The organism is Ancylobacter dichloromethanicus (assembly GCF_018390645.1).
Taxonomy (GTDB): Bacteria; Pseudomonadota; Alphaproteobacteria; order Rhizobiales; family Xanthobacteraceae; genus Ancylobacter; species Ancylobacter dichloromethanicus.
The window spans coordinates 64,968-76,497 of record NZ_JAHBGC010000050.1; the positions used below are offsets into that span (position 1 = coordinate 64,968).

At 64.4% G+C, this 11,530-nt stretch carries 14 protein-coding genes; 8 read left to right on the forward strand and 6 right to left on the reverse strand.

Annotated features, from left to right (window positions below):
• Positions 1–31 precede the first annotated feature (31 nt).
• Together KHC23_RS21030 and KHC23_RS21035 are read left to right on the forward strand one after the other, a co-directional pair.
• Positions 32–541, forward strand: coding sequence for an acetone carboxylase subunit gamma (locus KHC23_RS21030; RefSeq protein ID WP_213375442.1), 510 nt, complete (start codon positions 32–34; stop codon positions 539–541).
• Positions 542–1,180: 639 nt separating this feature from the next.
• A complete protein-coding gene (locus KHC23_RS21035) occupies positions 1,181–1,909 on the forward strand; it encodes a helix-turn-helix transcriptional regulator (protein ID WP_246544837.1) in 729 nt (242 codons plus the stop codon).
• A gap of 22 nt (positions 1,910–1,931) precedes the next feature.
• On the opposite strand, the gene KHC23_RS21040 is transcribed toward KHC23_RS21035, so the two are convergent.
• Both KHC23_RS21040 and KHC23_RS21045 read right to left on the reverse strand, forming a co-directional pair.
• Positions 1,932–4,262 carry a relaxase/mobilization nuclease domain-containing protein gene (locus tag KHC23_RS21040; RefSeq protein ID WP_213375443.1) on the reverse strand — a complete coding sequence of 777 codons (2,331 nt, stop codon included), beginning with the start codon at positions 4,260–4,262 and terminating at the stop codon, positions 1,932–1,934.
• On the reverse strand, positions 4,259–4,675 hold the full coding sequence (locus tag KHC23_RS21045; RefSeq protein WP_213375444.1) for a hypothetical protein: 417 nt from the start codon (positions 4,673–4,675) through the stop codon (positions 4,259–4,261). Before KHC23_RS21045 ends, KHC23_RS21040 begins: the two co-directional genes overlap by 4 nt.
• Before the next feature lie 596 nt (positions 4,676–5,271).
• Here KHC23_RS21045 and KHC23_RS21050 point away from each other — a divergent pair.
• Both KHC23_RS21050 and KHC23_RS21055 read left to right on the forward strand, forming a co-directional pair.
• The gene (locus tag KHC23_RS21050) at positions 5,272–5,973 is read left to right on the forward strand and encodes a ParA family protein (protein ID WP_213375445.1); all 702 of its coding nucleotides are present in this window, start codon (positions 5,272–5,274) and stop codon (positions 5,971–5,973) included.
• Positions 5,970–6,404, forward strand: a complete 435-nt coding sequence (locus tag KHC23_RS21055) for a hypothetical protein (protein ID WP_213375447.1) — start codon at positions 5,970–5,972, stop codon at positions 6,402–6,404. The genes KHC23_RS21050 and KHC23_RS21055 overlap by 4 nt, the downstream gene beginning before the upstream one ends.
• A gap of 106 nt (positions 6,405–6,510) precedes the next feature.
• On the opposite strand, the gene KHC23_RS21060 is transcribed toward KHC23_RS21055, so the two are convergent.
• From KHC23_RS21060 to KHC23_RS21070, 3 genes are all read right to left on the reverse strand, one after another.
• Positions 6,511–6,669, reverse strand: coding sequence for a hypothetical protein (locus KHC23_RS21060; RefSeq protein ID WP_213375450.1), 159 nt, complete (start codon positions 6,667–6,669; stop codon positions 6,511–6,513).
• A 266-nt stretch (positions 6,670–6,935) separates the two neighbouring features.
• Positions 6,936–7,229, reverse strand: coding sequence for a type II toxin-antitoxin system RelE/ParE family toxin (locus KHC23_RS21065; protein ID WP_213375452.1), 294 nt, complete (start codon positions 7,227–7,229; stop codon positions 6,936–6,938).
• On the reverse strand, positions 7,229–7,534 hold the full coding sequence (locus KHC23_RS21070) for a type II toxin-antitoxin system RelB/DinJ family antitoxin (RefSeq protein ID WP_213375454.1): 306 nt from the start codon (positions 7,532–7,534) through the stop codon (positions 7,229–7,231). The genes KHC23_RS21065 and KHC23_RS21070 overlap by 1 nt, the downstream gene beginning before the upstream one ends.
• A gap of 809 nt (positions 7,535–8,343) precedes the next feature.
• Here KHC23_RS21070 and KHC23_RS21075 point away from each other — a divergent pair.
• Both KHC23_RS21075 and KHC23_RS21080 read left to right on the forward strand, forming a co-directional pair.
• Positions 8,344–8,619: a type II toxin-antitoxin system ParD family antitoxin gene (locus tag KHC23_RS21075; RefSeq protein WP_213375456.1), complete on the forward strand. Its 276-nt coding sequence runs from the start codon at positions 8,344–8,346 to the stop codon at positions 8,617–8,619.
• Complete coding sequence (locus tag KHC23_RS21080) at positions 8,616–8,927, forward strand: type II toxin-antitoxin system RelE/ParE family toxin (protein ID WP_213375458.1); 312 nt, start codon at positions 8,616–8,618, stop codon at positions 8,925–8,927. Before KHC23_RS21075 ends, KHC23_RS21080 begins: the two co-directional genes overlap by 4 nt.
• 206 nt (positions 8,928–9,133) lie before the next feature.
• Here KHC23_RS21080 and repC read toward each other — a convergent pair whose 3' ends face one another.
• Positions 9,134–10,357 (reverse strand): plasmid replication protein RepC, encoded by a 1,224-nt coding sequence (gene repC / locus KHC23_RS21085; RefSeq protein WP_213375480.1) that lies wholly within the window; start codon positions 10,355–10,357, stop codon positions 9,134–9,136.
• Positions 10,358–10,685: 328 nt separating this feature from the next.
• Between repC and KHC23_RS21090 the strand changes: the two genes are divergently transcribed.
• The gene (locus tag KHC23_RS21090) at positions 10,686–11,015 is read left to right on the forward strand and encodes a helix-turn-helix domain-containing protein (protein WP_213375460.1); all 330 of its coding nucleotides are present in this window, start codon (positions 10,686–10,688) and stop codon (positions 11,013–11,015) included.
• 94 nt (positions 11,016–11,109) lie between these two features.
• Positions 11,110–11,481: an XRE family transcriptional regulator gene (locus KHC23_RS21095; protein WP_213375462.1), complete on the forward strand. Its 372-nt coding sequence runs from the start codon at positions 11,110–11,112 to the stop codon at positions 11,479–11,481.
• Positions 11,482–11,530 lie beyond the last annotated feature (49 nt).

Genomic DNA, 11,530 nt, shown 5'->3' on the forward strand with positions numbered 1-11,530 from the left:
CTCCCAATCATAGAAAACACGGAGGAACACCATGGCCTATACACGCGCCAAGATCGCCGATCTGGTCGACGGCAAGATCGATCACGACACGCTCCACCAAATGCTCTCGACGCCGAAGGATCCGGGGCGCTTCGTCACCTACATGGAAATCCTGCAGGATCGCGTGCCCTGGGACGACAGGATCGTGCTGCCGCTCGGACCGAAGCTCTACATCGTCCAGCGCAAGGACAACAAGCAATGGAAGATCCGCTGCGAATGCGGCCATGATTTCTGCGACTGGCGCCAGAACTGGAAGCTCTTCGCGAAGGTCCATGTTCGCGATACGCAGCAGAAGCTCGAGGAAATCTATCCGCGCCTGATGGCGCAGACCTCGACCTGGCAGGTGCTGCGCGAATATTATTGCCCGGAATGCGGCACGCTCCATGACGTCGAGGCGCCGACGCCCTGGTATCCGGTGATCCGCGACTTCGAGCCCGACATCGACACCTTCTACAAGGACTGGCTCGGCCTGGCCGTGCCAGAGCGGGCTGAGGCGGCCTGAGGCCGCAAGCTCCCGCCTGCTCGATACGAGCTTGATGGCCGCATCAGTCTGGCACGGGAATAGCCAGAAGACGCTGAACACCGATTTCCGTCCGGGCTTTTCGGACATCAATGGGACGACGATCGGGCATGGCGTTCTACACGCGCCATGCCCGATCCCGCTTGCGCAGATCGACAGGCGATCTTCGGCCCGTCAGGATCGGGGGCGTTCCAGTGCGCTTCAACTATCGAGAGGCCGGAAGCGCGAAGCGCGCCATCTCGTCAGACAATATGGCGGCGAACCGCTGGCAGTGCGCGGCGCGTGGCGCGCCCCCAAGCCACAGACCTTGTTGCCGGGCGCTTCTTGGACGGCGTTCTTTAACACGGGTCAAAGTCTGAGCCGGGATAGTCGGCTCTTAGTCATGCACGGCTCACCCGTGCGGTCACGCTTCAAACGGCACCGTCCCACGTTCCAGCCTCTTACCGCGAAGGATGCTGCTCGTCTGGACAACGAGAACTGATCGACACCTGCAAGTCTCGGGACACCGTCCAACCGGACAGATGCCATGACCAGACAGCGGCGCGGCGCGTTGGGCTGAGATGGCATCGATCGAACACCACCAACGCAGATTTCAGTTCTATCTGCAGAGGGCGATGGCAATTGAACGAAGCACTCGACCAAACTTGGCAGTTCATTGAACGTGTCGAGCGCTCGACCGAAGCGGGCCAAGTCGAGCAGTGCTTGATGGAGATTGCGTCAGACTATGGGTTCAGCACGCTATTCGGTGGGGTAGTACCTTCTGCCCGCGTGTCACCAGAGGAAATCAAGTCGCGGATCCTGTTCCAGCGGTTTCCCTTGGAATGGGCTGGACGCTACAACGACCGAGGCTACGTCTTTCGCGATCCCATCGTTCATCGATTGCAGTACGATAGAAACCCTTTTGATTGGCAAGAGGCGTACACCTCCTGCGATTTTCCAAAGGATGTCGCGCTGATCCAAGGGGAGGCATCTGAATTTGGCCTCCGGGTCGGATATGTCGTCCCGGTGACGATGCTTGGCGGGCGTGTTGCTGCTGTTTCATTCGGCGGATGCCGTGCCGACATTGGCGCAGAAGGCCGCGCCGCCTTGAGTTTCGTCGCAAACTACGCTGTCGGCAATCTCCTGCACTACAAGGAGAGCCGAAAGCGTCTCATTGGCAAGGTTACGCCAAGAGAGTTCGACTGCCTCCTGTGGGCATCCGAGGGCAAGACCGACTGGGAGATTTCCGTCATCCTCGGGATTTCCAGGTCGACCGTGACCAAGCACATTGTTTCCGCCCGCGATAAGCTCGGCGCGGTCAACAAGCCTCACGCGATCGCGATGGCGCTTCGCATTAAATTGCTCCGGTAGTCGAAAGCAGAATTGGTGATGTTCAGGTAGTCCGCTGCCCCTTGATGGATTGGGCCTCGGCACGCTCCGCCTCGATCTCCCGCACGATCTTCTCTTGCTCGGCCCTCAGCTGCGCCAGCGCGTCCGTCTGAACCAGCGCTTGCGGCAAAGGCTGCACGGGGTGCTCGGCGAGCACACGCGCGGCTTCAACGGCAGCGGCGGCCTCGCGCGCCTCGCGGGCTGCGGCTTGTTGTGAGCCTCGGACGATTGCCCTCTCGGCCGTCAGCTCACGCTGCGACTGCGGGCCGAGCCCGCCCCGGCCTTCCTGGCGCCGCTCGGCTTCGATCGCGCGATCGGCCAGCCTTTCGGCCGACGCCGCTTCTCGATCTTCCTTCACGCGAACCTGCTGGGCGTGCGCGATCAGCCGATCCGCATTGGGCCCGGCGATTGCCTCGACTTCGGATCGCGAGAGCTGCTGCGCACCACTTTCCTGTGCGCGCTGCAGGTCGACGCGATTGGCCAGCGTCTCGAGATAGCGCGCCGACGTTTCCCGGAACTGCTGCTTCGTCTCGCCATCGAGGAGGTCGCTGGTGCGCGACACCGCCTCGTTCATGAGGCGAAGATCCTTCGCCATCTGCTCCGACGTGATCGCCATGTGCTGGTCCTCCTTGGTGAGATGATCCACCCGCTTTCCGATGGTGTACAAAATGGCGCCGACCGTCTGCGCCATCGTCAGCCTTTCGAGCATGTCCTTCGCCACTCTATTATCGGGCTGCTCGCGCGCCACCGTGCTCCAGGCATCGACGCTCTCATTGACCACACGCCGCTCGGGCTCGGAGGTGGGCAGCCTGATCGGATTGGTCCGCGCCGCGGCGATCCGCTGCCGGGCATTGTCGATGAGACGCTGGTTGGCCGGGTCCCCGGCATAGGCGCGATCCCGCGCTTCGCGTGCCGGACGTGGACGCTCGGCGACGTCGACGATCGCCTTGTCGCGCGCGCCGTAGCTTTGCGCCGACGCCCGCTCCATCGCCGAGGTCGCGACGATCTTGAGGCCCTCCGCCTGCGCATGCTGCGCGTAGCTTTCGCGCCAGCCGCGGAACTCGCTCGGCCCCGGGTGGATCTTCTGCCCGGATTCGTTCTTCACCGTGATCACGGCATGGATATGGATGTGCCCGTCGCTCTCCCGATCGACATGTACGCCGAACAGGAAGCGGTGATCGGCGAATCGGTCGTGCAGGAAATTGCGCGCGGCGCGGCGCAAAGCCTCCGGGTCGGGGCCAGCTTTCGACGACAGCATCAGGTGCATCGCGTCGCGGGGCGATTGCGAGCGCAGCGAGCGGCCCCAATCCTTCGCGGCGTTGCGGGCGGCGGCGACGTCGCCGATGACCCTGCCGCTGTCGTCGACCAGCGGCCCCCGACGCTCGACCAACCTGTTCAACTGCCAGGTCACGCCCTCGCGTCCATGCTGTGGCTTACCCGGATCGAGCGAAATCGCCTGCTCGGGAATGCCCGTGGCGCCATGGATGCGAGCCTTCATCACGGCCTCGGATCGGTAGTCGAACCGCTTCCGGTCGAAGCCGTTCTCCGCCGTGCCGATCCGCTCAACGCGAACACGGAAACGCTCCTTCGGTCCTCCGGCTGCGGCGGTGACGATTTGGGCCTCGAGCTCGCCGGAAGGAAGCCGGTCGAGGCGGGACGCGTGACGGTGCCCCTGGAATCCGGCGGCGATAGCCTTCGCGTAGGTCTCACGCCCCTCGGCCGTATCAGCCACTCCATGAAGCTTGAGGCGGACGGTGACGACGTCATGGCTGGGCTTGCGCTTCTCGAAATCCTTCGACCAATCCTTGATCTCGTCGGCGACCGCTTCGTGATCCGACAAGATCCGGCCGTCATGAGTTTCGACCGGGACATCCTCGCGCTGGGCGTACTGGGCAGTCTTCGTCGCCCGCGTGACGCCGGTCGCGTAGGACAGCACCTTGACCACGGCGGGCTGATAGCCTGCCGCGATCTGCCGGGCGCGGGCGAGCGATCCGCCGGTCTGTCCGCCGTTTCCCGAAAGACCACCGGCGATCGGCGCGGCTGCAGAGCCGGGCGCCGTCGGTGCCGCCTGTCGCGCGGCACCGCCGCCGGACGAGGCCGGCAGCCTGCGACGCCGCTCCTCGTCCAGTCCGCCCGATAGCGTTGTGCCGCGAATGATCACATGCGCCGGCGTCGCGCCCGGCGCGGGCGCTGCCCGCGCAGCCTTCGGCCGGAGCTCATCGTCGACTGCGCCCGACCGACGCGGCCGGCGCCGCTCCTCACGTGCGGCGCCGACGGAGCGGCGGGCGGCTTCCACCTGCTCCAGCCACCACTCGATCTGGGCCGCGCGGCTCATGGTTTGATCTCCTCCGGCAGTACGAGCTTGGCCTCGCGCCGGAGCTTTGAGCCATAGGCCACCGTCATCTCGGTGAGCTCGTCATTGATCGCGGCGATCACCTCATGAAGCCCGCGCCAGACTGGCTCGGTGTCCTCGATGCGCACGTCCTGGCCGCGATGGATCGCCTTCAGCACCTGCGACAGGTTGCGGCCGACCATGCGGACCTGGCTGGCGAGCGCGACGACGGCCTTGGTGTTCTCGGCCGAGAGCGCCGGTCCCGCCTGCACCGAAGCCCGGATCAGCCGCCGTACCACCTCGGCCTTCGGCAGTCCAAACAGCGCCACCGCCTCGACGAGGCGCGCCTCATCCGCATCGGACAGCTCGGTCCGCAGCCGGGGCTTGCGTCTGGGCATTGCGGCGGAACGGGCCAAGGCCAGCCTCCCCTTCCCTTCACGGCGAACCGGCTCACGGGTGCAACCCGGGAGCCGAGCTCCTGCCGATCCGACCAGGATCGGCAGCATGCGCGCGTCAGCGCAATGGCTGCGTTCAGCAGCCTCCCCGGGTTTGGCCCACAAACCGGTATCTTGTCAATCAATATCTAATACACTGAATGTAAGAAGCTTGTACATGAAGGGCGGCAACGCCCGCAGGAGCAGTCCGTATGAATCCACCGGCCGCATGGCGCGAAGCGCCCTGCTCAAACACCGCCTGACGCCGCATCTCACTCTGAACGGAGATCAGCGCCGCGCCGACACATAATACATTCACCTATTTCTGTTCTATCTCTTTGATATAATGCCGCATTTCCCGAACCCACTATTGGCGAACTGACACAATGCGGTACTGCCGCATTACGGCACCTCGACAAAACCGCGCTGTCGCCACTCGACATTGCCGCACCACGCGAATGACGGGATGCCACAATGCGACAAGCGGTCTTTGCGGCATTGCCGACTGTCTATTTTAATGTATGTTGATATTCACGAAATGAGCCATTGCGGCATTGCCGCGTTGACCCGAGGGACGCATGCCCAGCATCTTCGCCATCGCCAACCCCAAAGGCGGCAGCGGCAAGACCACCGTCGCCATTATCCTCGCCGGCGAATTCGCCAGGCATGGCTACTCCACCGCCATCGTCGACGCCGACCCGCAGGGGTCCTCCTATCAATGGCACGCTTCTTCGGTCGCACGCGGCCTGAGCCCTGAAGGGGTGGATCTTGTGCGCGCAGCCGACGAAAAAGCGCTGACGCAGGCGATCGAGCGCCTCGACGGCTATGACGTCGTCGTCATCGACACCCCCGGCTACTACGGCAGCGTACTGGTTCAATCAGCGCTGCGCGCCGACCTCGTCGTCCTGCCCTGCAAGGTCCACACCTTCGACGCTTCACAGGTCGTTCGGACCATCCGCAATCTCCAGCAGCACGCCGACGAGGCGAAGCTGCCGATGAGCCAGCACCGCGTCCTCTTCAACGAATATGACAGCCTCGACCGCAATACCCGGCCGCTGCGCGAGGTCCTCGCCTATCTCAACGCCGAGAACGTCCCCGTCTGCGCCAACGCGCTCTATCGCCGCATCACCTATCGCACCATGACGAGCGGACATGGCACGCTCTATCAGATGAGCGACAAGGACGAGTCGATCCGCAAGGCGCGCTACAATGCCGATCAGGTCGTGCGCGAATTGCTCGCCGCTAGCCAGGGCGTCACGCAGGACGACAGCGCGGCATGAGCGATCCGGCAAAAGACCAGCACCCTGATCGCCCCGCCCTCCCCCGCGACGCGTTTCGCGCGCAGCGCCTCGTCCCTGTGGGAACCGCCGAGCCGGCCTCCAAGCCAGTTATCGTGACGCCGGAGTACGAAGACCGCGCGCACGCGCCGGCCTCGACAGCCGGCGCCAGCCAGGGAGAGCCGGCGACCGTCGCTGCAGCGAGGCCGTTGCCCAGGGCAAAGGTGAAGCCGGAGATCTCGCGCAACCCCTTCGATGCTTATGGCGAGCGCTCGTCGTCACGCCCTTATGCGCTGCGTCTTCCCGACGCCATCGACCTCGTCGTCCGGCAGATCGCAGCTGAAGAGCGGACCCATCCGCTGCGCGTGATCGATCGCATTCTTCACGATCACCTGAAACGGATCGGACGTCTGCCACCCCCGCGCGGCGCCTGACCACAGGGCCATCGCCGTATCTGCGAAGACCGCTTCCAGCGCCTTCTCCCGGACGCCATGCGAGGATAAGCCGCCGGTGACGCCGTCGCCGACAAAAAAAGGGGGCTTACGCCCCCTCCGCTTCGCGACCCCGACGCTCGGCTTCCGCGAGCAGTTCTTCGAGGCGCCGGAGCCCGTCCCGCCGCTCCTTGCGGGTGAGGATGCAGTGTGCAAGCTCGGCGCGCAGCTCGTTGATTTCGGCGTGAATGTCGAGAAGCTGTGTCATGTGAACCTCCTTTGTCTTGATGACGGAGGCAGCCGACCGGGCGTTGGAGGGACGGGTCAGGGATCGCGCAGCGACCGGCAGCGCCGGCGCGTGGGGGAGCCGATTTTGTCGTCGCGCAGCGGCGTCAAAATTGGGGGCACCGCGCTCCTTGACGCGGCCCGACTGCCGGTATGATGGGCGGTCATTGAGAGAAAGACGGCCTGGCTCGACGCTGCGGCCGGGCTCCCTTCACGGCGCGCCGGCGCTGCAAAGACGGGGATCCGGTATCAGCTCCCGGTGAAATCCTCTGGCCAGATTTGCGCGCCGTGAAGGACACGCAGGATGCGGATCGTGCTCTCGGTCACCGCGTAGGCCGCGATATAGGGCGTGCCGGAGATCACGAGTTCGCGGGTGCCTGCGACGCGGCCGGGCCTTCCGCTTTCCGGGAACTCGACGAGCCGGCGCGCTGCAGCGGCGATCCTCTCGTCGACGGCGATGGCAGCTCTCGGGCTGTCTGCCTCGATATGCGCGAAGATGCCGTCGCGGTCGGAGAGCGCGAAGGCGGACCAGGCAAGCCTCATCAATCGGCCGAGGCGGCCTTGCGCCGGGCCGCCGCCCGCCGTGCCGCGAAATGACCCTCGACCTCGTCGTCGGAAACGTCGGGTCGGCTATCCGCCAGTGCTTCGAGCACCTTTGCGCGGAACCAGGCGTCATGCGCCTCGCTGTTGCTGACCAGCTCGAGCGGCAGCGCGCCTTCATTGGCGGTCCGGGTCAGAAGGATGCGTACCGCGTCGGATACGGTCAGGCCCATGCTTTCGAGCACAGCGGAGGCTCGGTCCCTCACGTCTGCGTCGATGCGGGTCTGAACCAGGGCATTGGCGGCCATGTCGATCTCCCTTGCTACCGCTGCAATGTAATGCAATTGAATGACGATTGCCAGTAGCGCGACAGGCCGCAGATCTCCTCGCATTCGTTGATCGTGAAAGGTCCGGAGCCGGACCAGGGAGCCATCCAAGAAGAGCGGGGGTCGGACTTGCTCGGATGGTGCTCCGTTCCCCCCGCATTGACGGCTCTCGGACGCATAACAACACTGCCGCAACGGGACACATCCGGTCCTGCGTCGCGCCTCAGGTTGCAAGGGCGGATCGCGGCTGAAGAGCGGACCCATCCGCTGCGTGTGATCGATCGCATTCTTCACGATCACCTGAAACGGATATGACACCTGCCGCCCCCGCGCGGCGCCTGACCACAGGCCCTCCGCCGTACCTACAGCGCTATATGAAAGCGCGGTCCGGCTCCGGGCCTGCTCCGCTGCGCTCCGGTCGCGTGCCGCGACTGGACAGCCGCCAGAAAACAACGGTAACGACGGGATAACTGGACACTCTCGAAGACCGTAGCTCAACGAAGGTGTGCGGTCTCCTTCGCCGCCAAGGCGCGTGGCCTCCGCTTCGGCCCCTCTATCGAGCTTTGGCGGTCGCGCGGTGCACACCCAGGAGCCCGGCAACTTCGGCCACCAGCTTCTTGTCCTCGTTGATGAGGTGGTGCGCGTGCGCGTTCTGCTCGGGCGACAAGGCGGGAGAGAGGGGCTTGCGGGAAATCATGCAAGCATGAAAGCGCGGGCTATGGTGTTTCCCGGTCGGGACTTTATATGTAGTGTTCAATCCTACTGAGCACCATCCAACACGGGAGATTCCCATGCGCAGCACACAGCAGTTCAGCGTCACGTTGCCGAACGAAATGGCGCAGATGGTCAAGACCAAGGTTTCATCGGGCGAGTATGCCAGCGAGAGCGAGGTTATCCGCGACGGCCTGCGCGCCTTGCAGGCGCGCGACAAGGCCCTTGAGAGCTGGTTGCGCACGGAAGGCGTCGCCGCCTATGACAAACTGAAGGCCGATCCGAGCCGGGCGTTGGGCGTGGACCAGGTGCGCGAGCATCTTGCGGCCAAGCGCAGGCGGCCAGCCTCAGCGTGACCCATACCGTTCGTTTCACCCCGGAAGCTCTCAACCAGCTTGACGAGCTGGAAGCCCATATCGCCGGGGTAGGATCGCCCACCGTGGCGGCGCGATATGTCGATTCCATCGTGGACTATTGCGAGAACCTGTGGACCTTCCCGCACCGAGGCACGCGGCGCGACGATCTTCGGCCGGGCCTGCGGACGCTTGGTTATCGGCGGCGCGTGACCATTCTGTTTGAGGTGTCGGACGATACCGTAAATATCATTGGCGTCTTTTATGGCGGTCAGGACTACGAGGCAGCCTTGCGGGACGACGACGAATAGCGTGGTGCCAACTACCCGCCCCAGGGTCGTGGAGCGGTGCTCACAGGAGCACCGAATGGACGGGCGCGCACACCTGAGGTGGTCGAGCATGTGGCGATAGATCCAGTCCCACGGGCCAAGATCCGACCACGGTCCGCGGCCGGCGCCAGCGGATCAGCTTGGAACAGCCGGCGACCTCGAACAGATGGCCGTATATCGATGGTCGGTCATCCCGCTACGCGCCGGGTTCCGGTGTCCCGCTTTCGCGTGGAGATCAGCGCCATCAGCATCGGGCCCAGCGAGAACGATCCAACCTGCGACCGTCGCGTCAGGGCTCGCAGATAGCCGCCCGGGCTTTTGATCGCGGACGCGCGCTGCAATATGGCAGCGACAACGATGCAGGCCTGCACCTCGCCCAGCACCGCACAGGCATCGGCCCAAGCACTCGGGCTGATCCCGAGCATCGGCCGGATCACAGCGGCGGTCGCGATGAAGTCGCGCCAGTGCGAAATCTCGTGTCGGGCATAGTCGGCAAGGTCCGGACAGGCCTCCAGCACCATGCCCAGCGGAAACGCCATTTCCCCCGACCTCATCGGTTTGGGGTCTGGCTCCGACCTCGCCGCCCGGCTTTCGAGAAAGCCAGGTTCAGGTTCAATCGAGGTTTCGGTGTTTGAACTCTGTATATGGTGCTCGGAACGGGACTCTGTGGCGCCTGATTCCGCTGGTTTTACGTGCTGTTCCAACGCTGTGAGGATGGTTGCGGCCAGCACCGCCAGTGCATCCGCGATCGGCTCCAGCGCCTCTAGATCCACACGGCGCGGGATAGACCTGAGAATATCGATGAAGCTGCGATGCAGACCGGGCCAATCGGCCGGTACGCGCTCCTCGATCCCCGTCGCGATCATCTTGGCGATGTCGCGTCGGCAGAGCGTGACGGCCTGGCGCGCGAGAGCGAGCGCCCGTCGCTCGGCGCGAATGGTCTCGGCCAGGGCGGCGAACTCGTCGGCCCGGGCGATGAGCGGGCCGAGATCGAAGCCGAACGCCTGTTCGACTTCGCCGGCGGCGCCCTTGCGCGCGAAACGCTTGCCGTTCGGGCTGTCGCGCCGCAGGATCAGTCCGGACTCGACCAGCACGGCGAGATGGCGGCGCAGCGTCGAGGGCGCGATGCCGTGAGCCCGCAACATCAGCGCCCTGTTCGATGGGAAGACGACGAGGTCGCCGGCTCCTGACACCAGCACCGTGTCGGGATGGAACGTCAGCAGTGCGTCCAACACCGCCAGCGCGCGATCGGAGACCTCGAGCGTCGCCTTCGCCTCGCAGATGAGCCGAAACACCTGCCACTTGTGGACGGGTTTGCCATCGGGGCACTCCTTCACGAGGCGCTGCGTGTTGACGACGGCGCGCGACAGCGCCCGCCGCCCGAAGGGTGTCGTTGGGATTTGGCCAAGCATCTGCATTCGCGTCCTCTCTTTGCGAGAGCGCGGGGCAAACAAAGACCGTGGCGTGAAAACGCAGGCCTCTTGAACTGTCGGATGGCGGGGGCTAGGATGCTGGTGTGTTTTCGGGCACCGCTGACGACGGCAATCGTCGGCCCGTCCATCGTCTGAGAGACCCGGCTCTGCCGGGTTTTTCTTTGTCCGAGCGCACCTCTTCCGTTGAAACCGAATCCGTACATTATATTGAATGTCAGAACGTCAGTCCAACGTGCTGGCGTGCGCGTTGTCGGGCTGCGCGGAGGGTCGCAGCCCGACCCGGGATTCTATGTGCGAGGACGCGCCGATGAGAACCAAAGACTGTCGCCGGAAGGCCGCGCAGGCGGCCGAGGGTCGTACGCTGCTTCGGACCTTTCAGGCGTCGATCGAGGCGATCCGATGCGCGAGCGGCCTCAGCCGCAAGGCCTTTGCCGCGCAGCTCGGTCTGGCGAGCTCAAGTTACTTCCACCTGATGACGCCGAATGCGAATCCGAGCCTGGATTACATCGAGCTGATCGCCGAACGCGCCGGCGTCGAGCCCTTGAGGCTGCTGGCGCGTTCGGAGGCGGGCGCAGATCGTAGATCGGAGGACACGCCGGTCCCAGGTGTTTCAAGGCGATTCGTTTCAAGGGGTTAGGCGGGATTCTGATAACGTTCAATATACCAGATGATGGAGATGTTGTATGATCCGCGCTCGGCTCAATTCCGAGCCTTGGAGCACCTGCCCTCCCATGCCCCCCGCCCGCAAGCCGCTGCCCGTCGATCACTCCATCCTGAATGAGATGCTGGCGATCCGGCTTCAGCAGCTCGAGAGCGAGAATGGCGGAATGGAGGCGTTCCTGCCGAAGACAGGATTGGCGCGCGGGACCTATTACACGATCCTTCGGGGGATCGGGAATCCGACGTTGAAGACGATGGAGCGCATCGCCTCGAGCCTCAATATGAGCGTCCTCGAGTTGCTCGGCTTCGAGGTTGACGACGCGCGGCGTGCTCTCAGGAAGAACGGCGTCGATTATGACGAGGTCGTCTCTGCCATCGACAAGAAGAATCAGGCCGACCGACGCCTCGCCCGGCAATCGCGCTCGAGCAAGCTGCCGGGATAACCGCGTTGGCCGGGCGGCGATCGCGGGAACAGAAGGTCGCCGGGCCCCC

Excerpts from the sequence above, each read along its gene's own strand:
- KHC23_RS21055 (WP_213375447.1), top strand. The coding sequence starts at position 5,970 with ATGAGCGATCCGGCAAAAGACCAGCACCCTGATCGCCCCGCCCTCCCC.
- KHC23_RS21095 (WP_213375462.1), top strand. The coding sequence starts at position 11,110 with ATGCCCCCCGCCCGCAAGCCGCTGCCCGTCGATCACTCCATCCTGAAT.
- KHC23_RS21050 (WP_213375445.1), top strand. The coding sequence starts at position 5,272 with ATGCCCAGCATCTTCGCCATCGCCAACCCCAAAGGCGGCAGCGGCAAG.
- KHC23_RS21065 (WP_213375452.1), bottom strand. The coding sequence starts at position 7,229 with ATGAGGCTTGCCTGGTCCGCCTTCGCGCTCTCCGACCGCGACGGCATC.
- repC (WP_213375480.1), bottom strand. The coding sequence starts at position 10,357 with ATGCTTGGCCAAATCCCAACGACACCCTTCGGGCGGCGGGCGCTGTCG.
- KHC23_RS21060 (WP_213375450.1), bottom strand. The coding sequence starts at position 6,669 with ATGACACAGCTTCTCGACATTCACGCCGAAATCAACGAGCTGCGCGCC.
- KHC23_RS21075 (WP_213375456.1), top strand. The coding sequence starts at position 8,344 with ATGCGCAGCACACAGCAGTTCAGCGTCACGTTGCCGAACGAAATGGCG.
- KHC23_RS21070 (WP_213375454.1), bottom strand. The coding sequence starts at position 7,534 with ATGGCCGCCAATGCCCTGGTTCAGACCCGCATCGACGCAGACGTGAGG.
- KHC23_RS21030 (WP_213375442.1), top strand. The coding sequence starts at position 32 with ATGGCCTATACACGCGCCAAGATCGCCGATCTGGTCGACGGCAAGATC.
- KHC23_RS21090 (WP_213375460.1), top strand. The coding sequence starts at position 10,686 with ATGAGAACCAAAGACTGTCGCCGGAAGGCCGCGCAGGCGGCCGAGGGT.
- KHC23_RS21040 (WP_213375443.1), bottom strand. The coding sequence starts at position 4,262 with ATGAGCCGCGCGGCCCAGATCGAGTGGTGGCTGGAGCAGGTGGAAGCC.